Origin of the sequence: Kangiella aquimarina DSM 16071 (assembly GCF_000374105.1) — a bacterium.
In the GTDB taxonomy this organism is placed as follows: Bacteria; Pseudomonadota; Gammaproteobacteria; order Enterobacterales; family Kangiellaceae; genus Kangiella; species Kangiella aquimarina.
The window spans coordinates 1,803,450-1,830,058 of the sequence record NZ_KB893650.1; the positions used below are offsets into that span (position 1 = coordinate 1,803,450).

A 26,609-nucleotide genomic window follows, 5' to 3' on the forward strand; every position below is an offset into this window, starting at 1 on the left:
ACGCCCTTGGGTGAATCGCACTACTCTGTTTAAAACATCTTAGGATAAAAGATCATGAGTTTAGAATTTTTAGCACCATACTTTTTAGGGCCTTATGGAGAAAACAATGACGTTTTCGAAAAGGTTCTAACAGAGTTATTGCGGGACCATATTTATTGGCGCAGAAATATTCACCCCGAAGATTTACCAGCAATTTCAACTTTTGCTTCACAGTCTCCCGAGTATCAGGAAGCGATAGCAAAAATGCGAACTGAACTGCATAAATTAACCGCATCACTTAAACAGTCAGTTCCATTCTTTAGTCCACGTTATATCGGGCACATGTGTTCCGATTTGATGATGCCGGGTTTAATAGCGCAAATGGTTACGACTCTATATAACCCCAATAATGTATCATTTGAAGCAGCAACGGTGACTGTTGATTTGGAACTCAAGGTGGGTAAACAGTTTGCTGACATGTTTGGCTTTAATACTGATGAAACGAAATCACCTTGCGCCTGGGGCCATTTAACGTCAGGTGGAACAGTTGCTAACTATGAAAGCCTCTGGAATTTCAGAGCTGCAAAATATTATCCCGTTGCTCTTGCTGAAGCAGTAAAAGAGCTAGAACTGAAATTACCGAACAGTATTATTCTTAATGGCAAGCTGGCAGAAGCCAATTTATGGCAATTGACTAACTTATCGATTGATAACGTTTTAAGTCTAAAACATGAAACAGAAAAAGCCATAAGTGCTGCTTATCCAGAGGTAGCTGAAAGCTTTAATGACTGCGTAGAACAATATCGAATTGAAAGCGTAGGTCCAGCCTACTTCTATTCTAATCACCTTGGGCTTAAGCAGCCATTAGTCCTGGTGCCTGGCTCTGCACACTACAGCTGGCAAAAAGCAATGCGCGTGATGGGCTTCGGTTCAGATCAATTGGTTAAGATTCCAGTTCATTCCAATATGCGACTAGATGTGAAATCCTTGCGAAAAACTCTTGAGGGCGCATTAAGTAAAAATATTCCTATATTGGCATGTGTTGGCATATTGGGAACCACTGAGTTTGGCACAGTAGATCCCATCCATAAAATTCTAGAGTTACGAGATGAGTTTAGTGCAAAAGGCTTGGACTTTTATGTTCATGTCGATGCTGCATGGGGTGGTTACCTTGCAAGCATGTTCCGCCAGCAAGATGGTTCAACTATAAGTCATAGTAAGGCCAAGAAAATGTTCAAATACTTCCCCTCGAAGGAAGTATTTAACTCAATAACAAGTGTTAAAGATGTAGACTCAGTTACTATCGATCCGCATAAACTTGGCTACCTTCCGTTTGGAGCCGGCGGCTTTATCAGTCGCAATCAGAATATTACCGACCTGCTGACACAGGAAGCTCCCTATGTCTTTGAAGATATGGACAAGTCGGTAGAAACACCTGCGACTAAGCAGTTTGAAAAGTTGGGACAATACATCTTGGAAGGCTCTAAACCTGGCTCGGTAGCTGCTGCTAGCTATGTTACCAATCAAGTATTGCCACTGGACTACAAAAATTTTGGTAAAGTTATTCGACAAAGCATTAAGACATCGGAGTATTTTTACGACAAACTGCTTGAGTTAAAAGACAAAATCAAAAGTCGAGTAAATCTATGTTTACCATACACACCTGATACAAATTTGATCTGTATCGTCATTAATCCAGTAGGTAATAAATCCATTACCTACTTGAATGACTTCACTAAGCAAATTTATCAGCACTTAAAAATCTCCAGAGACAGCTCGCCTAAGGATCGTGAGTTTATCGGTTCCAGTACACAGATCATGCGTAAGAATATCAGTGACCATCATGCAGTAGAGTTGTGCGACATGCTGGGAGTCCAGGAAAAATATTTTGTTAGAGAAGTTAAAAACAAAACTCTTGAAAGTGATCGTGTCATGTTGCTTCGCCATACCATAATGAATCCATGGTTAGCTAATGACACTAATGGCAATGATTATGTGGTTAAGTATTGTGACTATCTTGAGTCACTAATTTTGAAATACTTGGATATCGCATAGACAAGATTAATAACTCTTGTGTGACATGGCTAGATATAGATATGTCACACAAAAGCTCTCTAATACCACTTTTTATACTTAAACCAAGCAAGCAGTGCGACGGCAATAACGATGCAAAATATAGAGACATAGATAAAAGCGTTTTCCTGCTCCAGACCGGGTAATCCCGCTACGTTCATACCAAACATACCGGTTAAAAATGTTAGTGGTAAAAATATTGCTGAAATTATCGCTAGAACATATAAGCGGCTATTTTGCTGATGAGCAATTCTTGCGAGATACTCTTCTTGCAAGACAATGGTTCGTTCACGTGTTAATTCGATATCCTCTAATAACCGAGTAAATTTATCGAGGTCATCTCTGATATTGTCTAGATCTTGTCGGGTGATAAATGGACTTTGACTACGATACAATTTTTCCAGGGCATCTTTCTGTGGTGTTAAGTAGCGTTTGATGGTCGCACTCTGGCGTCGTAGGTGACTAATTTGCGCATAAAATTCATCAAAACCCATACCAACTAATGTATCTTCCTGCTTATCGAGATTTACATCAATTTCTTCGAAAAACTCTTCAACCCGTATTGCCAATCTTTCCACCAGCAAAGAAATAAACTCACCGCTGGTCTTTGGGCCTGCTCCCTGCTCTAAAGCCTGCTTAATATCGGAAATCGACCAGCTATGGCGATTACAGCTGGAAATAATGGTATCTTCCGTAATCCATAGCCTGATTGATATCATATCCTCCGGCTGTGAACCAGGATTGAGGTTTACACCACGTAAACACATCAGCATAAAGCTATCTTCCATGTAAAAGCGTGGGCGAGTTTCTGCGCGTAACAAAATATCCTGCGCCACCTCGTTGACCCGAGGTTCCTGGTCGAGCCAATCTTTAGCTATTTGAGAAGTATAATTAATATGATGCCAAGTCAATGTTTCACCTGATTGCATCGTATCAATTGAATCGGGGCTGACTAACCCTCCTTTACGATTTAAATGCAGGCTTATAATCGGTGGATGATATTTTTCTGTCATATCGACTATCCTTAGCTCTGTTTATGGCTTTTTTCAGTTTCTTCAACCGAGCCTTCAGCTTGCTCACCTTTGGACTTATCTTCAATAGATTGCTGAGAGCCTGAGCTTTCAAGTTTTTTAGCAAGTTGCTTAGCAACGTCATCTGCAAAATGCAGATGCACATCTCTTTGTGGAAATGCGATAACAATGTCGTTTTCACGGAATTTCTTATCAATTTCGAACCTCAGATCACTGCGGATACCACGTAGCTCCCTAATGGTATTAATCTGTGCCCAGTACCAAACCTCAAAGAGCAATGCGCTATCACCAAAGTCTTCAAATATTACCGATGGCTCAGGATCCTTTAGTACGTTTTCGTTGTTGCTTAAAATGTCGAATAGAATGTCTCTAACTTTTTCTACGTCGCTCCCATAAGCAACACCAACTTTAATTGAGTTACGAATATTAGGATCGACAAGAGTCCAGTTAATAAGGTTGGATTGGAGTAATGTGCTATTTGGGATAACCATATGAGCACCATCAATTCGTCGAATCATGGTAGAACGGTTACCGACTTGAATGACTCTTCCCAGCTGGCTATCCATTTCAACCACATCATTAATCCGAACTGGGCGTTCTGACATCAATATCCAGCCACTGATAAAGTTATCCATGACGTTCTTTGCACCGAAACCAACACCGATGGCAATCGCACCAGAAATAAAGGCAAATGCTGTTAAAGGAACATTGAGGAAGGACAGGACCGTAATGACAATAATGCCGAGCATCACAAAGAAAACGAGCCGCTGAATAATGATGACATTATCATCACTAATGTTCATCATTTTGAGGATCTTACGACCAATAAACTTCGCCACAAAACGACTGACAAGCCATGCAATAATGACAAACAATAAAGCAAGTAACAGCTGCCAAAGGTTAATACTTGACCCCTCTTTTAAACTTATAAGAGGCTTGCTCATTATCTCTTCAAATTTTGAAAGCGTGCTTAACAAAGTGGGTAGTGCTTGCATTAATTAGTCCCGCAATAAGTTTCTAAATCCTTTTTATTATATCTCATACAAAAAAGCCAGCGGAATGCTGGCTTAATCGTAAAGGAGTGATTAGTTTTTAACCGCTTTTTGTTCGGCTAGAAAATTGGCCGCGATTTCAGGCTTTTCTCTTATCATGATTAAATCCGATAAGATATTGGCGGCTTCCTTAAGGAACAAGTCTTTTTGGTCTTCATCAACGATATCTGTAATATCACTGGACTCTGCTTCTTCCCCATCTTCTTCAGAGGCTAACTGCTCTAAAGGTTCAAGACCTTCAATTTTCCGACGAAGATTTTCACGTTCCAGTCGTATGTCATCATTGCGTTTACGCTCCGCCAACCGCTTTTCATAGTTCAGCGAAACCACTTTTTCATCACGACGTTCTGTTGCTCGTGTGATGTCCTCTTCTAAGAATGAAAACTCCTGACTTGAGGTCTTACGTTCGTGATGCTTAGAGCGTAAGAATGGAATGACTTCCTGTAAACCTTCAGTTTTCTGGAAGTTAGTCGACTTTATAGTATCCCAGGCCAAAGCGTTGTCATAAGAGCTTTCACCGTATTCTTCAACGTCAAAAATAGTTGGAAACTCAATGTCAGGTTTAACCCCTTTATTTTGAGTACTCTCACCGGTAATACGATAGTACTTTTCAACAGTTAACTTAAGAGCACCGACCTGTGTTTCAGGATTTCTGATGTATTGATTCAAATCAGCGACACTTTGAACGGTTCCCTTGCCAAAAGTATTTTCGCCAAGAACGATACCTCGACCGTAATCTTGGATTGCACCGGCAAAGATTTCCGACGCGCTGGCGCTGCCACCGTTAACCAACACCGCAAGAGGACCATGGTAAGCAACTCCGGAGTCCGTATCTCTTAAAATACGCAAGCGACCTCTGCTGTCTCTACCCTGCACAACAGGGCCTTTATCAATAAACAGCCCTACAAGATTGACAACTTCTGATAAAGAGCCACCGCCATTATTTCTAAGATCTATGACCAAACCATCAATGTCTTGCTTATCAAGCTCTTTAATGAGCTTAGCAACATCTTTAGTTGTGCTGGTAATTTCACTTTTACCATCACTATTGGAAGCTACAGATTCTGAGTAGAAGGATGGTAATTCAATCACGCCCATTTTAAAGTTCTTGTCGTACTGCTCTACTTCAAGAACTTTTGATTTGGCAGCCTGGTCTTCAAGTTTAATTTCCTCACGAACCAAGCTAACGACCTTAGGCATTCCATCACCTGATTTGGTATATGGAATTATCTGTAGTCGGACTATACTACCTGCTTCACCGCGGATTAAATCAACGACGTCATCATTTCTCCATCCTATAACATCGACCATCTCGCCCTTTTCACCTTGAGCGACACCGATAATCTTATCGTTAGGATGGACTTGGCCAGACTTGTCAGCAGGGCCTTTGTTTACGATTGAGACAATTTTGGTGAACATGTCTTCCTGAGTGAGTACCGCACCAATGCCCTGTAGCTTGAGACTCATATTGATTGTGAAGTTTTCAAACTGCCTTGGCGTGTAATAATTGGTGTGTGGGTCGATAGCTGCACTAACCGAATTCATGAAATAACCGAAAACATCTTCACTTTTGGTTTGTGACAGTCGACGAATAGCAGATTCATATCGCTTAGATAACTTTTCTTTAATCTGCTCATCAGTCTGCTCAGCAAGCTTTAGATTTAGAGCATCATTCAGCACACGCTTTTTCCAAATCTCATTCATCTCCTTCTCATCTTTTGGCCAAGGAGACTCACGACGGTCATACTCGAACTCACTTTCGGAATTGAAATCTAGCGGTTTCTTGAGCTGTTCTAAAGCAAACATATAGCGATCACGAAAACGTTCTTCGAAGAGTGCAAAGAAATCATAGGCCAATTCAATACGGCCAGTCCTTAGGGCATCATCAAACAGCGTCTTGTAATCATTGAGTTGCTCTATATCTTTTTGATAAAAATAACTGCGATTAGGGTCAAGAGCTTTTAAGAACTGGTTATAAGCTTCTTCTGAGAGTTCATCATCAAAATCAGGATGCTCATAGTGACTTTGCATTAACAGGAATGAAATTACTCTGCCTGTTTCACGAAACTTATTTTCTGGCTTTATACTTAAACTGGCGGGCTCAGGAATGACGAATTCTTCCGCCTTCTCTGAAGATGCATTTTTAACTTCTTCCGCCTGAATACTTAGCGGAATTGTTAAAGCCAGTAACGTAACCAACCACTTATTTTTGTTCATCTATATACCTTTTATGGGAAATCTTTCCAATAATGACTCTTCTCTATGCTAAAGGTTGCGTATATTTACGTAAATTACAAGCCATAGAGTGTGTAAAAGTATGTAATAAAATAAAAAATCTTTAAATATCAATGCCGTACTGAACGATGAAGAACCAGCCCATTCGGCCCAGCAGCTATTTCAGCTTCTTTCTGGTTACCATAGACGCCCTCAAAAAACTGAATATCTCTTGCAGCGTCGTAATTTGAAGCAGTATAGACTTCATCGGGATTTGGCTGATATCCGCGAACAGGCACTTCTACAACTTCGGGTTTGCCATGCAACTCGTGGCTTTCGACATAGCGTTGCGCCTTAGGTTTCTGGTCAAAAACGGCAATATCCTGGTCGCCATCCAATAAATGAGTTTCAATGACATAGACTTTCATAAGACCTCCTTGGACTTTTGACTACCTACTTTTCAGTGTAGCGCTCAGATTTGTTTCTCACAAGTGAAGCATGTATAAGTCAGTTAAATGTCACAAAGCTTGGCTAAAAACCAAACAAATCAACCTTTGCAGCCATAAAAAAAGGGCCTTGGAAGGCCCTTTAAAATATATAAAACAGCTTACATGAAAGCCTGCAATCCGGTCTGAGCACGACCAAGTATCAGGGCATGGATATCATGAGTGCCTTCATAGGTATTAACAGCTTCTAAGTTCATTACATGACGAATCACATGGTATTCATCTGCAATACCATTACCGCCATGCATATCACGAGACATACGAGCAATTTCGAGTGCTTTTCCGCATGAATTACGTTTAACCAATGAAATCATTTCAGGCTTAAAGCGTTTTTCATCAATTAGACGCCCCACTCGTAATGAGCCTTGCAGACCTAAAGCTATCTCTGTTTGCATGTCAGCAAGCTTTTTCTGGAACAATTGCATTGAGGCTAATGGCTTGTTGAACTGTTTACGATCAAGACCGTATTGACGCGCAGCATGCCAGCAGAACTCAGCGGCACCTAACGCGCCCCATGAAATACCGTAACGAGCTACATTTAAGCATCCGAAAGGACCTTTTAGGCCTTTGATTTCAGGAAACTTGTTTTCTTCTGGTACAAAAACATTGTCCATCACGATTTCACCAGTGATCGAGGCGCGTAATGCAAACTTACCTTCGATCTTGGGTGCTGAAAGACCTTCCATGCCTTTTTCCAGAATAAAGCCACGAATGTCGCCTTCATCATCTTTAGCCCAAACAATGAACACATCGGCAATTGGTGAGTTAGTGATCCACATTTTACTGCCGGTTAAACGGTAGCCACCATCAACCTTCTTGGCACGAGTTTTCATACTCGCTGGATCAGATCCTGAATCAGGCTCAGTCAGACCAAAACACCCTACCCACTCGCCGGAAGCTAATTTTGGCAGGAATTTTTCTTTCTGCGCTTCTGTGCCGTAAGCATTAATAGGATGCATAACCAAACTGGACTGGACTGATAAAGCAGAACGATAACCGGAATCAACTCGCTCAACTTCGCGAGCTACCAGGCCATAAGCAACATAGGATGCACCGGCACAGCCATAACCATCAATGGTTGAACCTAGCAAACCAAGTTCGCCTAGCTCGTTCATGATTTCGCGATCAAAAATTTCATGACGGTTAGCCTCTAGTACGCGAGGCATCAGTTTTTCCTGACAATAGTCACGTGCAGCATCACGGATCATGCGCTCTTCTTCCGTTAACTGCTCATCGAGTAATAGTATGTCGTCCCAGTGGTCAAGTAATGCTTTAGACATGATAAAAATCTGTTTGGTTAAGGGTAAAAAATTGAAGCACCGAATATACGCAATCTGGTCATAATTAACCAGTGGTTATGTACACATCTGACCAGAAAATATAAGAAAAGTGCCCAATCCTTGGGCTAGATCAATCCTTTATCAGGAGGGATAGAACTTATCGTGCGTTGTATAAGCGAGTCATTGCAACCGCAAAGCCAGCGCGAGTCATTTGATTATAAGGATTAAACTGAGCTTTGATGGTTGGCTCCAGGTCAAACATACCCTGCTCTACCGAAAATTGAGCATTCAGAATACCCAGGTCAAGTGCAAGCTGGACATAACCTTTGAACTCTTGAGGGATCATGGCCTGATCTTCAAGTACCACTCTGTCAGCACCAAAGATTGCAGTAATATCACCCGAGAAGCTATTGGCGAGTTCCTCCAGTCCAAGCGACTGAACCAGTGAATAAGCTACATCCAATTTGCTTACACCCGCGTTTGGGTTAAACATGTTGCCGTTTGCTGTCATAACTGGATCGGTTACTTGCGCTCTATCGCGAAGTGGAGAACCGCTCTGTGTTACAGCATTAATTGCTGAAGTATCGATGGTTACATCAATGAACTGAACACTATCTGCTGCATTTGACTGTCGAATACCGGCACCAAGTGTCAGATAGTCAGCCATTTGTGAGCGACTAATTACCACATCAGGTGCAAATCCATCGTCTAGTGCATCGACAAGTTGCTCGCTAACCGCAGCTTCAATGAAAGCCTGCGCAGGGTGACCAACAACATCATTGAGACCAACGAAGCCATCAGTGCGAGTGATTTTAACAACCGCATCAATTTCGCCCGGTAACGCATAACCATTAGTGGCATTCACAGGATCAACATCGACTCCAGAGACTCCACCAATGCCATTGGCGCGCAATGTCCAGGTCCCGGCTTCCGCAGGAGCTGTTACAGCGATGTTCTCACCCAAGACAGGCAGAGCAATGCTTGAGCCATAACGTTTGCCGCTAGGGCTGGTTAAAGACATTCCAACAGTATTTTCGGCAACATTGGCGCGAACCATCAACAATGAAGCTTCATCATTTACTTCGAAAGTTACGCCTTCATTCTCACCAACAGGGCTAAATGGAACGGTAATCTCAAACTCGCCTGCAACGGATGTTTGCGCCGCTGCATTAAATTCACGTTGGATTTTCGCCGTTTCGCCAAAGCTTTTAGACTCATCAAGCACTGCTTTTACCGCAGCATAAGCATTCACATATCCGGCACCGCTTTCCCATGGCTCAAGTCCCGGCATATTGGTTGCCGTTTCCTGAAGAATGCGCTTAACTTCACGCCAGGTCAGATTAGGATTGGCTTCAAGCATTAACGCAACAATACCTGATGCATGAGGTGCTGCCATCGAAGTACCACTCATAACCGTGTAATAAGGTACATGGTTGGCATCCATTACTTCGCTATCAGAAGTAATGCTTAATGCACTCAGACTTGATAATGATGCGCGCGCTGAAATAACATCCACACCAGGTGCAGTAATCGTTGGGCGATCTTCCCAGGTGAAGGTTTCGCCATCAACCACCGCTTGGCCTGTTTTACCTTTGACACCGCGTGAGCTGAAGTCGGCTAAATCGCCTTGCTTGTCACCTGCAGCAACTGTAATAACCCATGGAGCCTTTTTGAAGTTACCAGTAATGGTCGCTTCGCCTGATCCTGAGTTACCCGCAGAAAAAACCACAATAACTCCATTATCACTCAAGGCTTTGGTTGCTACGTTGGTTGGATCGTCAGGATTGAAGTCAGTACCTGTGTCACCGGTATTACCAAACGAATTTGAAATGACTCGGATGTTGTAGTCAAACTGATGAGTTAAGGCATAATCAAAGCCGCCCAGCGTATCTAGAATAAATAAACCAGCACCTGAACCATAACCAATCAGTTTCGCGCCCGGAGCTACACCTTGGTAAAGACCGCTCGACATGGCACCGTTACCACCGATAATACCCGCAACATGCGAACCATGGCCGCCGCCGATATCAGTGTTGGCAACATCTTCCTGATAAGTAATAGGCAGAATGCCTGACAAGGAATTCAAATTAACCTGAGCCAAAACATTTTGCGTGACATGATTGGGATACTTAATGTCGCTATGAGTGCCATCAACACCTGAATCGTTGATAACTACACCGATGCCACGGCCAGAATATGGCATACCCATATTACGCATTGACTGATCATCGCGTAAACGATCAACGCCTGTCAGCTCTGTGGAGCCATCATTTTCCAGAGTTAATGGTGCGTTGTACCAGACTGAACGAACATCATCACGCGAATAGATTGCATCAATTTGTTGCTTAGTTGCTGTAATACCCACCATCGGCAGACTGTTGAAACTTACACCGCTACTGACACCCAGGCTTTCAAGCGCCTGTAGTTGTGAAAGCGACGCAGGCTCATTGCCTTCAAAGGTTACGATAACCTCGAACACTTCTTGCTCAGTTGCCTCTGACAAAAGGTCAGAAAGCTGTGGACCAATTGATTTGGCATGACCTGCCACCGCAGATATACCTAAACCGGCAGCCAAAATGGCTCCGTAAATAGGCTTTGTTTTTAAGTTGAATTTACTCATGTTAGGAAACCCCCATTGGATTGAGGGTTTGAGCATCCCACAAAGTAGTAAAAAGAATAATTGGGGAAAACCCCTATTGGAAGTTAGTGATAGTACCCTCGTATGGCCAGCTTGCTGAATTTAAATAAATTTATAGCCAGCAATTAGGCCAAAAGGAACTGAGGTTATTAAAGCTATAACCAAGCCATAGATTCCAAAACCAAACATTTCACTGGGGCTAGCTTTAAAGTATAAAGCCCCTATTATCGCTGAAAGAATAAATCCAACGATTACACTAATAAATATCAAGGTAACTTGATTCAGGATGAATGTTTTTTTAATTGGCTTAATGATTGCGAAAAATGTTAATAGCATTGCGGGATAGATTATGGCTAATGTCACAAAGATAATGATGTGAGCGATCCAATCTCCTGGTAAAAATATTAAAGCAACTACCCAAAGTAACAGGCAGCTAATTAAAGGAGCGACAACTAATGCCAGTTTTTCTTTCGAACTAGTAGAATTTATATCTGTTACCATCATTTAAACCAACAGATTATGTTTCGCTGCATAGCGAACTAACTCAGCTGTATTGGATACGCCAAGTTTTTCCAGCACTTTTCCTCGATGATTTTCAGCAGTTTTCACGCTGATATCTAACGCTCGGGCAATGTCCTTTGTAGTCTTACCGTCAACTACTAGATGAAACACTTCACGCTCACGCTGGGTTAAGTTTTTATAAGGATCTTGCCATTCTTGATCGGGTTGCGAGTACTGAGTTGCCAAAACACTGGCTGCATACTGACTGTAGTAGGTTTTGCCACTGGCCAGCGCTTTAACCGCATCAATCAACTCTTCACTGGCACTGTCTTTTAATAAATAACCTGAAGCGCCGGCACGAACCATGTGAATGACATATTCCTGTTCTTCATGCATGGTCAAAACCAGAATTTTGCATTCCGGTAATTTGTCATGAATTCGCTTAACAACTTCCATGCCATTAAGTTCAGGCATTGAAATATCGATAACCGCTACCTGCGGCCTGGTTTCGAATGCTTTCTCAACAGCTTCCAGACCATTGGAAGCCTCCGCTACAACAGTGCAATCAGCGTCTTTACTTAATAAACTGACCAGACCTTGTCTAAGAATCGTATGATCATCAGCCAGCATGACACGTATCATGTTAATGCACCTCCCTCACCTATTGACCCCGTGATGACTACTTTAATTTCACAGCCTTCACCCGGTTGAGACTCAACCATCAATTGACCACCAAATGCTGCAACTCGATCACGCATGGCAGACAGGCCAAAGCCTTCAGCAGATTCAGATGTGTCTTGGGTCATACCCACGCCATTATCCTTAATTTTGATCACCAGCATCCGCTCGGTTGCAATTACCGTAATATCAATGTGGCTCGCTTTTGCATGCTTTATGGCATTTGTAATAGCTTCCTGCACCACTCTGAAAACCAGCGTCTGTGTTTCATCATCAAGATTGACTGATAATTGCTCATGGAGATCAATCTTAATCGAGTTTCTTTCGCTCATCACACGGGATAACCATTGCAACGCGGGAATCAAACCCAGGTCATCAAGAATTCTGGGGCGCATCAATCGTGATATTTCACGAGTATCACTAAGCGCCTGTCTAGCCAGAGTCAAAGCCTCATTAAGCTCCGCAGGGTCAGGTTCACCTTCCTTGTGCATTTGCTGTAATTGGTTAATTAAAGCGGTCAATAACTGCCCCACCCCGTCATGCAGTTCACGAGCAATATGCTTTCTCTCATCTTCCTGAACTCGCCATACTCGTTTCGCTAATGTGCGCATTTGCTGATTACCGCTAAGAAGTTCCTGTGCAATCTTTTGCTGTTTCTGACTAAGTTCATTTACCAGCTCTGAAATATCTTTTTCACTATTCATCGTTAACACTGAGCTCCATTAAGTCATCATCAAAAGCAACAATGTTTTGTTGTTCTATAAATACCATACGAGAGTCCTCTGGTAGTTGCTTTAATAGATGATTAAGTTGTTGTTGTGCTCGTTGGCGATAAAGTGCTGGTGATTCACCTGAGTGTTCTACCAGTAAAGCCCGAAGGCGATTGAGCTGGAAGCTTCTCCAGTAATCTCCCATTCTTCGCAAAAGCTGGTCTGCCTCATTTAACGATTGCTCCAACCTTTTCCAATCATTATTAATGAAAGAATAGGCAGCTTCTAATTCTAATAGATAAATATATTCATATTGATGAAGGGCCATGTCATAAAGGCGTATTTTTTCAACAAACTCAGGAAAACCTTCTTTATTTGTTTTGAGCGAGCGCCTGGCCTGGTCAAGTAAATATCGTAATTTGGTTGCCTCAGGTATGTTAGTTTTATCAAACATATCAAGCAGAAATTGTTCAGACTGTAACGATTGTTCCTCAGTGCGTAACAGCAAGGTCTTAAAGTAAAACTGTTGCTCTACACTTCCTTTATCAACCACCAAATCATTTATTGTTTGCAGCTGCTCCTGTAAAGCACCGTGATTACCTGTGAGTGAATGCCAGTCTGCCAGCCATAAGCCAAACTCAATCACGCCGCGGATATCATTACGTTCCTGCAATTGTTGATAAAGGGAATCTAACTTAGGAAGACTTTGCTCGAAATTACCCTGCAAAAAACTGAGTTTTGCGAGATAAGCTTCAGCCACTAGAGCCTCTTCAAATAATCCCAGCTCTCTAGAGTCCTGCAATGCTTTTTCAAATATGAAATAAGCACTGCGCCAATTCCCCATAGCTAGTTCCATCTGACCAAGGTTTTCGCGAACCCTGATAACGCCAACGGGATCCTGAACTTTTTGATACGCCTGCTCGGCCTGCTGCCAATAAACTAAAGCATTTTCTGGGTTTGAAAGTAAGTAGTAAATAAAGCCGATATTGTTCATGCTCTCAGCTTTAAGCCATTCGTCTCCAAGATTGATACGCAGGGATAATGCCTGACGATAATTCTCAAGCGCTTTTTCATACAGACCCTGTTCCTCATCAATGATACCCATTTCATTAAAGGCGTTGGCCTTGCCTTCCATGTCATTTAAGGACTCATAAACAGCAAGGCTCTGCTCAAGATAATTAGTAGCCTCTTCGTGCTGTCCCTGAATAGAGTGAACAGATGCAAGGTTTGACATACTCGTTGCCATACCATTTTGATCATCGGCTGTTTTACGCTTGTATAACCCCTGTTCATAATAGTCTTGTGCAAGCGCTAAATTACCAAGACGCTGGTATGCAACCCCCATTGCATTCAACACATCACCTTCTAAATTAATGTCTTTGAGTTTTTTAGCGATGACCAGTGCTTTTACCAAATAGTCATCAACAGCTGTTTGTGCGTCACCTGACCAAATTGATACTTTAGCCAATTCAAACCAGGCGCCAGGGTGATTAGGATCGAGAGCTACGACTTGTTGAAGCGTCTGTTCAGCTTTTGGAAACTGTTGCGTTGAAACGTAGAGTTCAGCAAGTGAAAATTTAATATCAATGTTTAAAGGATATTGTTCAATAAGACTAAGATAATCTATCTCAGCCTGGTCAAACTTTTCAGCAAGCTCATTTAATATGGCGGTTGAATGGATATGGATGAAGCTTTGAGCTGGACTTAACGATTGGGATTTGGCAAATGCACTTTCCGCCTGAGAATTTTCTCCCATGTTTAAGTACACCTGACCAAGCTCAAACCATAAGTGTTCGGAATCAGGCTGCTGATTAATTAACTCAGCAAGCTTGGTTGCTGCCTGTTGCCATTCACTATTCTTAATTAATTCTTGTACTGCACTTTGTAGAATAAAAGCTTCACTGCTTTCTATTGATGGCTGTTGGTTAATCTTCAAAGCCTGATTGAGATCAGAAACTAGCTGCCTAACTATTGAGTCAGCGGAATCGGACTGCATGACAACTTCAGAAACCGGTTGCTTATTTACAGTATTGCCGGATATGGATAACACTTCCACAAGCAATGTATTTTGATCGCTACTGGAAGCTATCACCCTTGCATTAACAATTTTGTTTACTTTAAGTAAATCAGCTAGCAGAAGTATCTGGTTATCATTTAGGGTGGATTGGTAGCCTAGCAAATCAAGAGTTTCTAATACACGCTCATTATTTACCAGTCTTAACTCTGGGTATTGAGTTAGCTGATAATTAAGATAGTCAGGAATACCGTATTTAACCCAGCTATCAACAGACTGGCCTCGTGTCTCACTCTCAAAAGGTAAAATTGCCAGCGAGGTATATTGCGATGAAACTATTGGCTGATTTTGATAACGCCACCAGAAAACTGCAGCCAGTGAAATAAGGATAACTGCAGCGACCAAACCAAAAACCTTATTTGCTCTGGCTTTAGGTGGCTGCTTGATGAAGGCATAATCAATCGCTAACTGTAAATCTACAGCTGATGGGTAGCGTGAATTACTGTATGGAGAAATTAGCTTAAGTACTACCGACTTAAATTTTTTGAAATCTGATCTTGCTGCTGGAAACTCTTTGGTTCCTTTCTGTTTTTGCTCAATAAGTATATCAAGTGAATTTCCATCAAAAGGCAATGTATTACATAAAATTTGATAGAGAATGACTCCAACGGCATAGAGATCGATGCTACTGCTTATTTCATTTCTTTGCAGGTATTCGGGTGGCAAGTATTGTGGCGTTCCACTAATAACGCCCTGTTCCTTTGATTCAGATAATACTGCAAGGCCAAAATCTGCCAGATAAAGCTGATCATTATGAGCGATAAGGATATTTTCTGGCTTAATGTCGCGATGATAAATATTATGACTCTCGGCAAAACTCAGGGCACTGATAATCTGATTAATATAGAGCTCAATCTGACTTTCTGAGAAAGTATCACCCGATTTATTATTGTGCTCCATTTTCTGTTCAAGGCTTTCCCCTTCAATCCAGTCCATGGTAAAAAAGTGTAGTTCGTTATCGCTATAGTATTCATGCACCCGAACGATATTGGGATGGGAAAGTTGCCTTAGGAGGAGAATTTCTTTTTTGAAGTCAGCAAGGGCTTGCTGATTTTTTGAGATAACCGGATGCAAGACTTTTAGCGCAACTATGACATCGAGCTGCAAGTCTTTTACTTTATAGACAGCACCAAATCGACCTACACCCTGTAATTTTTCAACTTGGAAACGTCCAGCCAGAAGGGTTCCAGTTTCAAGAATTTCAAAGTCTTCAATTACTTGAGTCTTTGATAAGTCCCCAGAATCATTTTGGCTTTGCTTCGGGTCATCATTCACCATTGAAGCTTAACCTTATAGTGTTAATGCACGAGTTGTAATATCGGTTTATTTAACAGGCTATCATAACTTCTTGATTCTGGCACCAGATTCATGAGATTGGTTATTTGATTTTGTAAAACAATCGCCTCGGAACTTAAAGTTATTTGCTGACTAATTATGGATAGGATATCCATATCTAGTTCAGTCAACACTTTGGTAGATTCTTTGCTGTCTGTATAGACCACACCAATTAACTGATTATCAGAAAATAACGGTACACAGGCCAATGCAGCAATTTGCTTGCGCTGAACACTCTCACGCTTTGCCAGCATGGCATCTTGACTGACATCCATTGCTACTACGGAATTAGCGGTATTGATGGCTTTCATCATAGCACCGACACTTCCTTCGAATGAGCGGTTATCAAAGTCAGCTGAAGACATGCCAAGTACAGCACCGACTTTTAAGCTTTGGAAATCGTTTCCGAGCATCACCAGGCCACGTTGAGTACCCATTAAACTGATAACGGAATTCAGTTGCTCCTGCAGGGTTTCGACTAACATGCCATCTGCTACATGATTAATAGATTTAGTCTGCTCCAAACGCCAATGGTTATGCGCCTCAATAGCTTGTAGCTGTTGTGCAGTCTTTGCTTCAAATAAACAATCTACGTCACCCACAGAAATCAGCTCATTGCCGTTCAGCAAGCTTGCCTCAACTTTTACCCCATTAACTTTAGTACCATTCTGGCTCGACTGATCATTCAAGTGCCAGCCATCGGCTAGATGAGACATAAGCGCATGTTGTCTGGAAACGGTTGGATGTTTTAAGACCAGGTCACAGGAGCTAGCCCGACCAATTCGATAGTCGGACCGCTCATAGAGAAATGCTTCAGTTGCGGGTTGGTCTGAATAACAGACCGTTATCTTTGCAGGCATAGTCGTCTATTCAAATTTAGTTAACAAGACGTAGGCTGAATCTAAGCGTATTGGCATACGCAATCAGCTCACCGGCAACATTGTCGATATCACGACTTGAGCGCCAGACATTGGGAATATCGGCTGGATCTGCCTGTTCAATGATTCGACTAAATTCATCTACTTTATTACTGGCCAAGGTGTAGTTCTGTTGAGTAATCAGTTGCTGTACTTCGCTCAACTTACTGCTTAACTGGCTATAAAGCACTGGGTCAATCTGGGTTGAGAAAGTTGCAAGACTGTTACTTAAACGGTTGTACTTGGTGTTCACAACCGTAAGAACTGGTCTTAAGTCAGCAACAATCAGAAACTGCGAGAACTTACCTGTTGTTCCGCGCGCACGATAACTCCCGGAACCCATGGTTGCAGTAATATCTTCAAACTGACCATTTAGAGGCGCCTTGAAGAATCGCAGTGGTGTACCCGGCAAGTAATCTAAATTATGGGTATGGATATCTACTGTAGCCAATCCTGAAAAAGCGAACCCTTTATTTGATGGGGGCTCAATCGTAATCAGCATTGGAAAAGCAGCCTGAAGATTGATATTGGTAACATCTGAAAGTCTATTAAGGATATTTATATCCGTAATATCAATTAACTCTGCAGTGATACCGATGTTATCTGCGGTTAATCCCACAGAATTTTCAAAAGTTAAAGTTAAATCAGCTGATACGTTCCCTGTAAGATTGATTACGGCTTCAACTTTGTCACCCTGGACCGTAAGTTCTACTGGATTAGCTTTACTGGCGATCGAGCCAAAGCTCATGAATAGAACGACTACGCTTAAGGCTAGAGCTTTAAAAGCTGACATCATCTTTACCTCGCAACGTGAGAGAAATATTTCATTAGATATAACTAATGCAACACTCCATTTCAAAATACTTAAATTTATGCCCTAAAGCAAGAATGCATTACAACAAATTGATTAAAAAGTAGGCATCCCTGCCTACTTTTCTCGTATATTCAATAGTAGTTAACAAATTTCTGAATGAGTTGCATCCAATTAATAAGCTAACTTATTGATAATACGAATCGTAAAAGCGACCAATTAATACAGCGTACTCCGCACGGCTAACAGTTTCAGCAGGCTCGAAGTAAGCGACCAATTTAGACTGTAGGTCAAATGGTCCCTGCTCAACATCAAAGCGTACGCCAACTATTGATAGATCCAGTGCTAACTGGACATAGCCACGTAGCTCAGCTGGAATATCATTCTGGTCAAGAACAGGAATGACTTCACCATTGTAATCGACCGTTACATCACCGCTGAAAGCCTTTGCTTCAGTTTCCAAACCTAAGCTTTGTACTAATGAATAAGCAAGCTCGACTCTACTGACATTGTCATTTGGGCGGAACTTATCGCCATTGCTCAACATGACTGGCTGTTGAGTTTGAACGCGGTCTTTTAACGCTCCTCCTTCAGCACCAGCAGATTCCGCATAAGGAGCTAGATCAGATCCTATATCCGTAAAGTTAACAGCTTGCTCGCCTAATAGATCTCGATACTGTCTTACGGCAGCACCCATCACTAAATACTGAGCCAATTCTTTACGCTTCAAAGCACGATCAGGACGGAAGAACTTGTCATTAAAGCTATCAACCAAGCGCTCACTGGTAGCAAACTGAATAGCTTTTTCCGCTGGGTGTCCGCCAATATCATCAAGACCTTCGTAACCACCTGAAGTAAAGATGCCAATTTGGCCACTGACTACTTCTGGTACGCCTGGTCCATTTGTTGCTCCTGTTGGGTCAGCTTCTACCCCAGAAAGCGATGTTAAACCATATGCGGAAAGTTTCCATGTACCCTCTTGAGCTGGCGCAGAGACACGCATTGAAGTCGTTAACACTGGTAGCGTCAAGTTTCCGAAGTACTCGGTACCATCCGGAGCTTCTAATTTTAGTTTGATGGTATTTGCTAGAGACTCAGCAGAAGCAGAAATCCAGACAGCATCAGGGCCCACAGTAAACTCATGAACTTCTGGCTCTCCTACTGGAGAATAAAGCACTTCAAACGCTTCTGGATCGGTAGGTGGTAGTACAATGGCATTACCGTTAAAGGTGTTAAAGTTGTTCACCGTAACTTTATGACCAGTGTCGTAATTAAGTGCTGCGGCAACTGCGGCATAGGCATTAACATAGCCGGCCCCTACTTCCCAGGTTTCATAACCAGGCATGTTAGTAGCAGTTTCCTGAATCAGGCGCTTTGTTTCAAGCGGTGTCAGGTTTGGATTAGCCTCAAGCATCAGAGCAATAATGCCGGCGACATGCGGCGTAGCCATCGAAGTACCGGAAATCATGGTGTAGTAAGGAAGATATTCAGTTTCGATAGCATCAATATCAGCATCGCCACCATTTGAAACCAGGTTGGTTTTGGCGCGAGTTGAAATAATATCGACCCCCGGAGCAACCACCGAAACCTCATTACGGTAAGTCCACTCGGTTCCATCAGGCATAGTAAATGTACCTGTCTCATCGCGCTGACCACGAGAAGAAAAGTCAATCAATGTACCCTGCTTGGTACCAGCACCAACAGACATACCCCAAGGGATCTGTGCATAAGGGTTGTGAGTATCTTCACCTGGGCCATCATTACCAGCAGCAAAAACAGAAATCATGCCTAACTTATAAGCTTTGTACGATGCTACAGAAATAGGACCATTTGGTTCATATTTACCGCTTGAGCCCCACGAATTGCTCATCACACGAATGGGCGAATTGAAGTCATAGATATGGGTAATGGCATAGTCATACCCACCAAGCGCATCAAGAATTGATAAGCCCGCTCCAGAACCATAGCCAACCAATTCAGCATCAGGAGCTGCGCCTTTGTACTTACCATCTGAGTTTGTACCCCAACCTGCTACCGTACCGGCACAGTGAGTACCATGACCAACATTAAGATCCGTATTCAACTGCCCCTCAATCCATGCTCCGCTGAAGCCTGTGAGAGATAACGCTTGTGCGTGTGTGAGAGCTTGAACATTTTCAACAACCTTAGTTCCGAACTGCAGGTCATCATGAGTCGCATCGATACCAGAGTCATTGACCATGACGGTAACGCCCTTACCGGTAAAGCTAATGCCATTTGTTTGCATAAACTCATCACTTTGCAACTTTTCTGCACCGGTTAATTCGCGAGCTTCAGCGTTGAAATATTTCAGGTTACGGTTAGCAAACACAGAACGGACACCATCCATTTTGCTGATTTGCTCAATCTGTAGCGGAGTTGCAACAACACCGATTATTGGCAGAGACTGGAACTGAACACCTTCAGTAATTCCCAAGTCCATCAATGACTGGATTTGCTGAGGTGCTAACTGATCAAGTTGATCGAAAGTCACCACAGCCATAGTGCTGTCAGTAACTGACATGGTCTGTAAGTTCTGCTGCAGCTCACTACCGATAACGGCTTCTGCTGCTGCATTCATGCTAAAGCCAGCTAATGTAGCCGCTAGCGCTAGTCGTTTGATTTGTGTGTTCATTAATACACTACCCCTTTGTGTGTTTAATAGATTGATGTTTCATCATCCATTGCAAGTCATTTTTGACTTATTAGCTATCGGTGCAATTACTTAGATTCCCTTAGGGAAAACCCCTATCAGAGATTGTTATTGTTTGAACTTTGTTAATGTGATTTCGCAGGAATTAAAAAAGAGGGCCCGAAGGCCCCCAACGCCTCTCACGAGCAGTTACTGGATCAGGTTCGATACTTCTACATCTATCGTGTAGTCAGTCGAAACACTAATATATCCGTTCACACGTAAGGTGTAGTCACCAGCCTGTTCTGGTCTGAATGAAATGACCTCAGGGTTATCCAGAGATGCACTGCTAGCAACAACATTTCCTTCAGCATCTAGCATTTGGAAATCGAGGTCAGCCACACCGCCCCAGCTCAATACTGCATCAATGGCTACTGCATCAGCACCAACGCTAATTACATGATCATTGAACTGGATGTTTTCAGCCGAAGGGCCAATGTTACCCTCAATAACCTGCTGGTCTGTAGTAATAGAGGTCCCGTTGTCCACTAGTTGACCATCCATTTTCAGGCCATCAAAGTTAATGGTGCCTTCAACGTTTTTGATAGACAGGCTGTGAACCTGTGAAGTATTTAAATCGCGCAGAACAAAAGCCTTTGCTGTTGACTCCGGAGCATAGAAGTCGATAACTCCTTTGCTTTGACCATTCAGGAAAACTTCACCATGGCCACCTTTTGAGTTGGCTGTGTAAAGAATCTGAATGCTATCACCGATGAAGTTAAACATGACTTCAGCATTGTTACGGCGGCTTTGCTGATAGCTACCCTCAGTACTTTCAGAGTCAGACTTAGTGCTCCAGCGTGAAACATAGTCAATCATAGAATCATTCTCTGAAACCACTTTCCAGTTACCCTGAGATGACCATTTTGTTTCGCCAGCTAGGAACTCAGCACGCTTACCTTCTGTAACGCGAGCAAGCTCTATCGCTGCTTTAACATTGATGTAACCGCCACCCACTTGATGGAATTCAAAACCTTCCATTGGGTCAGCTGTATCACGAATGATTTCTTCAATCTGGTCAGGAGATAGGTCAGGATTAACCTCAAGAAGTAAGCCTGCTACACCAGCAACGAATGGAGTAGCCATAGAAGTACCACTCATTCCGGCATAATAAACATCATACTCTGGATACTCAGGGTCAAGCACTGGACCTAATAGTGGCAGAACGGTATTCAATGCTTTTGTAGAGATGATATTACTACCTGGTGCAGTCACGTCAGGAGCTTTGAATTCATCTCCGGCAACACCGCGACTTGAAAAATCTGCTAAACCGCGATTTTCTGTACCCGCTGCAACATTAATAGTCCATGGAGCAACACCATAAGGGTTAAGAGTGTTATCACCTGGGCCGTCGTTACCCGCAGCGAAAGTTACAATGATGCCCTGTTTGTAAGCTTCGTATGATGCTTGATTGGTTGGGCTATTAGGGTCAAAGTTGGCGCCGCCCGAAGTTCCCCAGCTATTGGTGATTACATCAATGCCATATTTATCTTTGTTGCCAATTGCATAATCAAAACCCGCAATTGCATAAAGAATCGAGATGGCATCACCAGCACCTAAGCCAACCAGTTTTGCGTCAGGAGCAATACCATCATGGTAATTTGCACGGCGAGCATCATCGGCAGAAGCTGCACCGGTACCTGCAACCGTACCTGCTACGTGGGAGCCGTGACCTGAGCTGGTATCACTGTTTGGAACACCCTCAAGAAACACATTCAAACCGCCAGCCAAATCGAGATCGCCAACGATTTTAACGTTTTGTACAACTTTAGAACCAAACTGTAAATCAGGGTGTGTAGCATCAACTCCTGAATCTAATACAGCAATGGTTGCACCGCGGCCCGTGACATTTTCAACATCATGTACATAATGGCCGCCAGTGATTTCACCAGAGTTGTAGTTGTAATATTTTAAAGGCGCATCATAGTAGATACTTTTAACGCGCTCATCTTTAGCGAGTGCATTAATTTGCGCTTTAGTCAAAGTTGCACCAGCCATAGGCAAGGTTTTCATCGCCAGGTATGGCTGACCAAGGTTAGCCATCACATCATTCAGTTGTGATTGGTCATGGGTAGTCACAATAACTTTGGTTGGCGTTAACGCTGTAGGTAACATTTCAGTTAACTCAGGTCCGATAATAGCGTCTGCGTGAGCGGTCCCTGCTACGGCTGCCAAAACACTGGCTGTGATAATTGATACAGTTGGTTTCATGGTTTGGTCCTCGTAGTCAAAATAATAATTTTTAGGTCTCGACTACGACTATGCACAAAGCCAATGAAATCAGGTATTGGGTAAAGCCCCTAGATCATGCAGGGGTTTTCCCCTAGTTACTTGGCCACAATAAAAAAAGCCACCTGCATGAGGTGGCTTTATTGGCATTAAATTGATGCCTTAATTATAAAGGGTTTCCTTTTCTATCTAACATTATCGGTTCGCCATAACCAAAAGCTTTGACTCTCTCTAGCTGAGTTGCGGCATCACCAACGATAACATAGATCATTTCCTGCTCATCAGCATATTTTTGATAGATAATTTTCACTTCTTCTACCGTCATAGCCTCAAGCTGGGCCTGCTCTTTTTCAATAAAGTTAAATGGTAAATCAAACTTACTGACCTCATTCAACATAGTCAGTAAATTATTGATGGTTTCGTATTCACGCGTACTTCGTTTAATCAGAAGGTTTTTGGTGGTTTCCAGATCCTGCTGAGTAAAAGTTTCGTCATAGTTTGCAATAAGATCTTTGAAAATCTCCAAGGATTCAAGAGTAACGTTTGCACGTACCTGCGAATAAGCCATGAAAGGTGCTATGTAACGGGCTTTACCAATGGTCGAATAAGCTCCGTAGGTATAACCCTTTTCAATTCTCAAAGTCTGGAATAAACGCGCACTGCCGCCTGCTCCTAGACGGTTTTGCGCAACTGTGAATGGGAAATAATCAGGATCGTCACCACTTAAACCCCGCTTACCCACGATAATGACAGATTGCTTGGCATCTGGAATATCAACAAAAAAGACTTTAGGCGAATCAAATGTCTTTGGTTCTTCATACTCAGGCAAAGCAAGCAGCTCTCCAGTCCATGATTGAGACAGCTGCTTAATAGCTGACTTTGCCTGCTGATGATTGATTTGGCCTACAACATGAATCGCTGCATTTTTTGGTGATAGCGCTTTATCATAAAAAGCTTTTACGTTATCTAAAGTGATAGTCGCAACTGACTCGGAGGTGCCACCAACAGGAATACCTGCACGATGCTCATTGCCATATATCTGGCTATAGAAACCTCTGCTGGCAACTGCAAAAGGACTGGCTTCGCTCTGCTTAATCTCATTCAGCTGCTTAGCCTTCAACCGCTCGAACTCTTTAGCATCAAAGCGCGGCTCCAGTAACATTTCAGTCAGCAGCTCCATGGTTGGTTTGTAATTTCTTGCTAAGGTTGTGCCTACTACTGAAATTGAGTCGATACTGGCATCAAATCTGATACTTGCGCCTAACAAGCCAATGGCATCTTCTAACTCTTCAGGAGTTTTATTTGCAGTCCCTTCATTCATCAACTCAGCTAATAAATTAGCAACACCATACTGACCTTCGGTTTCTAACCAGGCGCCACCATCAATGCGCATGGCGAAACTGACGATTGGAAGCTCGTTATGTTCCATCGTGTAGATTTCCAAACCATTATCAGCAACTGACTTAGAAATCTCAGGAATAGATACCTTGGGTGTTTCACCCAATGGCGGCTCTGAACGATCATGTTTGGTAGGCGTTTTTTCATAATCAGCTAATGCATCAGCATCAAACTCTTCTTCCGCACCTTGAACAATCTGCTCTTCCACAACATTAGCTTTTTGTGAACCCTCGACAATTAAAGCTGGTTGATCTTGAGGTACGAAGCTGGTCATGATGAAGTTCTGACCTTTAATATACTCATCATAAACGCGCATAATGTCTTGGTGAGTTACGCTTTTGATATTAGCAATATCTTTCGCAACGTATGCCGGATCACCCGCATACTCATTATAGATACCTAACTGAAATGCTTTACTGAGAACGCTCGAAATACCATTGTAAAAAGAAGTCTCCTGTCTGGCTTTAATGCGTTGCAAATCATTATCACTGAAACCTTCTTTCTCAAAGTTAGCAAGAGCTTGTTGAATGGCTTGGTAGACTTCATCCAGGTCAACGCCCTCATTGGCTCTTACTCGAATAGTGAAAGTACCTGCTATTTCGTTCGAGCCGTTATATGCTGCGACGGATGGCGCTAATTTTTGCTCTTCAACAAGGGCTTTGTATAGATGCGCTCGTTTACCACGACTTAGGATTTCTCCTAATGCATCCAGTGCATAAGAATCTTTGTGGTATTGCTCAACAGTCGGAAAAGTTAATCGAATTTCTGGAACCTTAGCAAAGTTATCCAAATGATATAATTTTTTGGTTTCTTCCAACTCTACCGACATCGGTTCAGGATCGCTTACTGGCTCAGACGACTTTATTTCACTAAACCATTTAGCAACCATTTTTTTGGTTTCATCAAAATCAATATCACCAGCAATGACCAATGTTGCATTCGATGGGCCATAGTATTCGCTATAAAACTCTTTAACATCTGAAAGTGTTGCAGCCTGCAGGTCATCCAGATCACCGATAACGGTCCAGTTGTAAGGATGTCCTTCTGGATAAAGGTTTTTGAGAATCACATGCTGAGTATGGCCATAAGCTTGGTTATCAACGCGTTGTCTTTTTTCATTCTTAACAACCTGCTTTTCTCTTTCCAAAGCCCCTTCGGTTACCGTATTGATCATAAAGCCAAGGCGGTCTGAATCGATCCACATCAATTTTTCTAACGCATCCTTTGGCACAACCTCGTAATACATAGTACCGTCAGTCCAGGTACCACCATTACGCGTGCCACCTAACTCTTCGATCATCTTACGGTTTGCGCCTTGAGGAACGTTTTCTGAGTCATTAAATGCCATATGTTCAAAAAAGTGTGCAAAGCCTGTGCGGCCAGGTTTTTCACGATTTGAACCCACATGCACGATGGTCGCCATGGCAACAATAGGATCAGACTTATCCTGATGCAGAATAACTGTTAGCCCATTATCCAACTGATATTTTTCGAAAGGGATTTTAAATTCGGTTTCTTGGTTAGACTGTGACTTTTCAGAGGCTGGCTGTTTATCGCTCGTTCCGTTATGTTGGCAAGCAACGATGACAAAAGATAGACATAATAGAAGCAATAGTTTTTTCATTGATACATCCTGACTGTCTGACTAAAACTTAGTTTCGCATGATTTATAGCATTAGGTGATTGTAACCACGCTTTTATTAAATAGCATTTTGTAATTGTTAGCAGTTATTTCACACAACTCGTCATAATTAATGTGGTGTAAATCAGCAACGAACTGCCCTACTTCTTTAACATAGGCAGGCTGGTTACTTTTCCCTCGATAAGGTACAGGAGCTAAATAAGGAGAGTCTGTCTCAATTAAAAGTCTATCTAGTGGTATCTGACGGCATACTTCTCTTAACTCTTCGGCATTTCTAAATGTCACAATTCCTGAGAATGAAATATAAAAGCCCAGCTCCAATGCAGCCTGAGCCATTTCTAAACTCTCAGTAAAACAGTGCAATACACCGCCGCACTCTTCGGCTTTTTCTTCGCGCAGAATATCAATGGTATCCTGACGAGCATCGCGGGTATGGACAATTACTGGTAACTTAGCCTGACGAGCAGCCTGAATATGCTTGCGAAAACTGTCTTGTTGTAATTTATGATTATCAGGATCTTTGTTGTAGAAGTAATCAAGCCCAGTTTCACCGATAGCCACAACTTTAGGGTGTTTTGCTTTTTCAACCAGTAACTCAACATCTGCTTCAGACACCGCATCATAAAGCGGGTGGATACCTACTGAGCATGAAATATCATCATGAGCTTCTGCAATAAGCCGAACGTCATCGAACTTATCCAGAGTAATGCCGACACATAGCATGTGCTTAACACCACGGCTACGGGCAAAATCTAGAGCTTTATTGAGGTCGTTATCGTATGCACCCAGATCAAGGCGATCCAGGTGACAGTGTGAATCTATGAGCATAAG

The 26,609-nt window shown here is 42.5% G+C and carries 17 protein-coding genes; 1 reads left to right on the forward strand and 16 read right to left on the reverse strand.

The features are described from left to right. The first annotated feature begins 54 nt into the window (after positions 1–54). Positions 55–2,034, forward strand: coding sequence for a pyridoxal phosphate-dependent decarboxylase family protein (locus tag B158_RS0108650; protein WP_018624975.1), 1,980 nt, complete (start codon positions 55–57; stop codon positions 2,032–2,034). A 59-nt stretch (positions 2,035–2,093) separates the two neighbouring features. Here the strand turns inward: B158_RS0108650 and B158_RS0108655 are convergent, their stop codons facing one another. The 16 genes from B158_RS0108655 to B158_RS0108730 form a co-directional block, all read right to left on the reverse strand. Then, positions 2,094–3,065: a zinc transporter ZntB gene (locus B158_RS0108655; RefSeq protein ID WP_018624976.1), complete on the reverse strand. Its 972-nt coding sequence runs from the start codon at positions 3,063–3,065 to the stop codon at positions 2,094–2,096. Between the two features lie 11 nt (positions 3,066–3,076). After that, on the reverse strand, positions 3,077–4,027 hold the full coding sequence (locus tag B158_RS13025; RefSeq protein ID WP_228127082.1) for a mechanosensitive ion channel family protein: 951 nt from the start codon (positions 4,025–4,027) through the stop codon (positions 3,077–3,079). 141 nt (positions 4,028–4,168) lie between these two features. Continuing rightward, positions 4,169–6,352, reverse strand: coding sequence for a carboxy terminal-processing peptidase (locus B158_RS0108665; RefSeq protein ID WP_018624978.1), 2,184 nt, complete (start codon positions 6,350–6,352; stop codon positions 4,169–4,171). A 128-nt stretch (positions 6,353–6,480) separates the two neighbouring features. Further along, positions 6,481–6,777 carry a hypothetical protein gene (locus B158_RS0108670; RefSeq protein ID WP_018624979.1) on the reverse strand — a complete coding sequence of 99 codons (297 nt, stop codon included), beginning with the start codon at positions 6,775–6,777 and terminating at the stop codon, positions 6,481–6,483. A 179-nt stretch (positions 6,778–6,956) separates the two neighbouring features. Continuing rightward, positions 6,957–8,135, reverse strand: a complete 1,179-nt coding sequence (locus B158_RS0108675; protein ID WP_018624980.1) for an acyl-CoA dehydrogenase — start codon at positions 8,133–8,135, stop codon at positions 6,957–6,959. Between the two features lie 157 nt (positions 8,136–8,292). After that, the gene (locus B158_RS0108680; protein WP_018624981.1) at positions 8,293–10,755 is read right to left on the reverse strand and encodes a S8 family serine peptidase; all 2,463 of its coding nucleotides are present in this window, start codon (positions 10,753–10,755) and stop codon (positions 8,293–8,295) included. Positions 10,756–10,875: 120 nt separating this feature from the next. After that, positions 10,876–11,277 carry a hypothetical protein gene (locus B158_RS0108685; RefSeq protein ID WP_018624982.1) on the reverse strand — a complete coding sequence of 134 codons (402 nt, stop codon included), beginning with the start codon at positions 11,275–11,277 and terminating at the stop codon, positions 10,876–10,878. Then, positions 11,278–11,916: a response regulator transcription factor gene (locus B158_RS0108690; protein ID WP_018624983.1), complete on the reverse strand. Its 639-nt coding sequence runs from the start codon at positions 11,914–11,916 to the stop codon at positions 11,278–11,280. Continuing rightward, positions 11,913–12,656: a sensor histidine kinase gene (locus tag B158_RS0108695; RefSeq protein WP_018624984.1), complete on the reverse strand. Its 744-nt coding sequence runs from the start codon at positions 12,654–12,656 to the stop codon at positions 11,913–11,915. The genes B158_RS0108690 and B158_RS0108695 overlap by 4 nt, the downstream gene beginning before the upstream one ends. Beyond that, positions 12,649–16,014 (reverse strand): serine/threonine-protein kinase, encoded by a 3,366-nt coding sequence (locus B158_RS0108700; RefSeq protein ID WP_018624985.1) that lies wholly within the window; start codon positions 16,012–16,014, stop codon positions 12,649–12,651. Before B158_RS0108700 ends, B158_RS0108695 begins: the two co-directional genes overlap by 8 nt. A 20-nt stretch (positions 16,015–16,034) precedes the next feature. Next, positions 16,035–16,931: an FHA domain-containing protein gene (locus B158_RS0108705; RefSeq protein ID WP_033413883.1), complete on the reverse strand. Its 897-nt coding sequence runs from the start codon at positions 16,929–16,931 to the stop codon at positions 16,035–16,037. 16 nt (positions 16,932–16,947) lie between these two features. After that, a complete protein-coding gene (locus B158_RS0108710; RefSeq protein ID WP_026309331.1) occupies positions 16,948–17,784 on the reverse strand; it encodes a DUF6689 family protein in 837 nt (278 codons plus the stop codon). A gap of 202 nt (positions 17,785–17,986) precedes the next feature. Next, positions 17,987–20,452 (reverse strand): S8 family peptidase, encoded by a 2,466-nt coding sequence (locus B158_RS0108715; RefSeq protein WP_018624988.1) that lies wholly within the window; start codon positions 20,450–20,452, stop codon positions 17,987–17,989. Positions 20,453–20,659: 207 nt separating this feature from the next. Then, entirely contained in the window at positions 20,660–22,720 is a 2,061-nt protein-coding gene (locus tag B158_RS0108720) for a S8 family serine peptidase (RefSeq protein ID WP_018624989.1), read from the reverse strand. A gap of 184 nt (positions 22,721–22,904) precedes the next feature. Further along, on the reverse strand, positions 22,905–25,760 hold the full coding sequence (locus tag B158_RS0108725; protein ID WP_018624990.1) for a M16 family metallopeptidase: 2,856 nt from the start codon (positions 25,758–25,760) through the stop codon (positions 22,905–22,907). Between the two features lie 51 nt (positions 25,761–25,811). Next, positions 25,812–26,606: a TatD family hydrolase gene (locus B158_RS0108730; RefSeq protein ID WP_018624992.1), complete on the reverse strand. Its 795-nt coding sequence runs from the start codon at positions 26,604–26,606 to the stop codon at positions 25,812–25,814. Positions 26,607–26,609: the final 3 nt, after the last annotated feature.

What these genes read in the sequence shown, in the direction of transcription:
- B158_RS0108655 (WP_018624976.1), bottom strand. Translation starts at nt 3,065, where the DNA reads ATGACAGAAAAATATCATCCACCGATTATAAGCCTGCATTTAAATCGT.
- B158_RS13025 (WP_228127082.1), bottom strand. Translation starts at nt 4,027, where the DNA reads ATGAGCAAGCCTCTTATAAGTTTAAAAGAGGGGTCAAGTATTAACCTT.
- B158_RS0108730 (WP_018624992.1), bottom strand. Translation starts at nt 26,606, where the DNA reads ATGCTCATAGATTCACACTGTCACCTGGATCGCCTTGATCTGGGTGCA.
- B158_RS0108685 (WP_018624982.1), bottom strand. Translation starts at nt 11,277, where the DNA reads ATGATGGTAACAGATATAAATTCTACTAGTTCGAAAGAAAAACTGGCA.
- B158_RS0108670 (WP_018624979.1), bottom strand. Translation starts at nt 6,777, where the DNA reads ATGAAAGTCTATGTCATTGAAACTCATTTATTGGATGGCGACCAGGAT.
- B158_RS0108700 (WP_018624985.1), bottom strand. Translation starts at nt 16,014, where the DNA reads ATGGTGAATGATGACCCGAAGCAAAGCCAAAATGATTCTGGGGACTTA.
- B158_RS0108725 (WP_018624990.1), bottom strand. Translation starts at nt 25,760, where the DNA reads ATGAAAAAACTATTGCTTCTATTATGTCTATCTTTTGTCATCGTTGCT.
- B158_RS0108695 (WP_018624984.1), bottom strand. Translation starts at nt 12,656, where the DNA reads ATGAATAGTGAAAAAGATATTTCAGAGCTGGTAAATGAACTTAGTCAG.
- B158_RS0108680 (WP_018624981.1), bottom strand. Translation starts at nt 10,755, where the DNA reads ATGAGTAAATTCAACTTAAAAACAAAGCCTATTTACGGAGCCATTTTG.
- B158_RS0108705 (WP_033413883.1), bottom strand. Translation starts at nt 16,931, where the DNA reads ATGCCTGCAAAGATAACGGTCTGTTATTCAGACCAACCCGCAACTGAA.
- B158_RS0108720 (WP_018624989.1), bottom strand. Translation starts at nt 22,720, where the DNA reads ATGAAACCAACTGTATCAATTATCACAGCCAGTGTTTTGGCAGCCGTA.
- B158_RS0108715 (WP_018624988.1), bottom strand. Translation starts at nt 20,452, where the DNA reads ATGAACACACAAATCAAACGACTAGCGCTAGCGGCTACATTAGCTGGC.
- B158_RS0108710 (WP_026309331.1), bottom strand. Translation starts at nt 17,784, where the DNA reads ATGATGTCAGCTTTTAAAGCTCTAGCCTTAAGCGTAGTCGTTCTATTC.
- B158_RS0108650 (WP_018624975.1), top strand. Translation starts at nt 55, where the DNA reads ATGAGTTTAGAATTTTTAGCACCATACTTTTTAGGGCCTTATGGAGAA.
- B158_RS0108675 (WP_018624980.1), bottom strand. Translation starts at nt 8,135, where the DNA reads ATGTCTAAAGCATTACTTGACCACTGGGACGACATACTATTACTCGAT.
- B158_RS0108665 (WP_018624978.1), bottom strand. Translation starts at nt 6,352, where the DNA reads ATGAACAAAAATAAGTGGTTGGTTACGTTACTGGCTTTAACAATTCCG.
- B158_RS0108690 (WP_018624983.1), bottom strand. Translation starts at nt 11,916, where the DNA reads ATGATACGTGTCATGCTGGCTGATGATCATACGATTCTTAGACAAGGT.